The organism is Ideonella sp. P3_A4 (assembly GCF_056403075.1).
Map to the genome: position 1 here is coordinate 1 of NZ_JBFUGE010000968.1, position 1,628 is coordinate 1,628.

Sequence of the window (1,628 nt, forward strand, 5' to 3'; positions counted from 1 at the left end):
TCGCTGCACGTCGTACGGCGTGCCCTCGGCGATCTGCTTGCCGTAGTCCAGCACCGTCACCCGGTCGCACAGGCCCATCACCAGCTTCACGTCGTGCTCGATCAACAGGATCGTGCGACCGTCCTTGCGGATGCGGTCGATCAGCTCTCTGAGCACGACCTTCTCGGTCGCGTTCATACCGGCCGCCGGCTCATCCAGCGCGATCAGCTTCGGGTCGGTCGCCAGCGCGCGGGCGATCTCCAGCCGCCGCTGGTCACCGTAAGACAGCGTGCGTGCCTTGAACTCGGCGTACTTGCCAATGCCCACGTAGTCCAGCAGCTCTTGCGCACGCTTGGTGATCTCGGCCTCTTCCTTTTTGAAGCCCGGGGTGCGAAACACCGCCCCGATCAGGCCCGAGTGGCTGCGCACATGCCGGCCCACCATCACGTTCTCCAGCGCCGTCATCTCTGCAAACAGCCGGATGTTCTGGAAGGTACGTGCGATGCCGGCCTTGGCCACCTCGTGCACGGTGGTGGGCACATACGGGCTGCCGCCGAGCTCGAAGGTGCCGCCGTCAGGCGTGTACAGCCCGGTGATGACGTTGAAGAAGGTGGTCTTGCCGGCGCCGTTCGGGCCGATAAGGCCGTAGACCTGGCCCGGCTCGATCGTGATGCCCACGTCCGACAGGGCTTGCAGACCGCCGAAGCGCTTGGACACGCCGTTGACTTTGAGAACGGAATTGCTCATGTTTTTTGCCTCCCGGTTTACTTGGTGGACACCGGGGTGGGAGCTGCCTTGCCGTGCTCGGGCTGCGGCCACAGGCCGCGCGGGCGCAGCAGCATGATCACGATCATTGCCAGCGCGACCAGCAGTTGGCGCAGGATGGCCGCATCCAGCCGGCCATCGGTCAGCTGTTGCAAGGGGCCGGCGACGTAACGCAGCACCTCGGGCAGCGCCGACAGCAGCAACGCCCCGAGGATCACACCGGGGATGTGGCCCAGGCCACCCAGCACGACCATCGCGACGATCATCACCGACTCTCCCAGCGTGAACGACTCAGGCGAGACGAAACCCTGGAAGGCCGCGAACATCGCACCCGAAACGCCGCCGAAGGTGGCACCCATCCCGAAGGCCAGCAGCTTCAGATTGCGGGTGTTCAGCCCCATCGCCTTGGCGGCGATCTCGTCTTCGCGGATGGCCATCCAGGCGCGACCGATGCGCGAATCCGCCAGGTGGGTGCAGACGAGCACCGAGCCGACCACCAAGGCCAGGAACAGGTAGTAGTACAGCGCCACCGGCGGGATATCGAGACCTGCAAAGTGCAGCGTCTTGGAAAAGTCCAGCGCGCCGATGCTCATCGAATCGATCTGGCTGATCCCGCGCGGGCCGTTGGTGATGTTGACCGGGTACTCCAGGTTGTTCATGAACACCCGGATGATTTCGCCAAAGCCCAGCGTCACGATGGCCAGGTAGTCGCCTCTGAGCTTCAGAGTCGGTGCCCCGAGCACGACGCCGAACAAGCCCGCGAGGCCGGCAGCCAGTGGAATAACCATCCAGATCGGTGTGTGCAGCCCGTTCGGGAACGCCTCCTTGATCCACGGGAAGTTGTCGGTCAGGTGCGGGCTGGCCAAGAGGGCGAACATGTAGGC

The 1,628-nt window shown here is 64.6% G+C and carries 2 protein-coding genes; both read right to left on the reverse strand.

Translation table 11 applies throughout. From position 1 onward, the window contains the following. Positions 1-726: ABC transporter ATP-binding protein (locus AC1DYI_RS34955; RefSeq protein ID WP_477208689.1), on the reverse strand; the 726-nt coding region annotated here is incomplete at its 3' end. Positions 727-743: 17 nt separating this feature from the next. After that, positions 744-1,628 (reverse strand): branched-chain amino acid ABC transporter permease (locus AC1DYI_RS34960; RefSeq protein WP_477208690.1); only part of this gene is annotated, 885 nt, incomplete at its 5' end.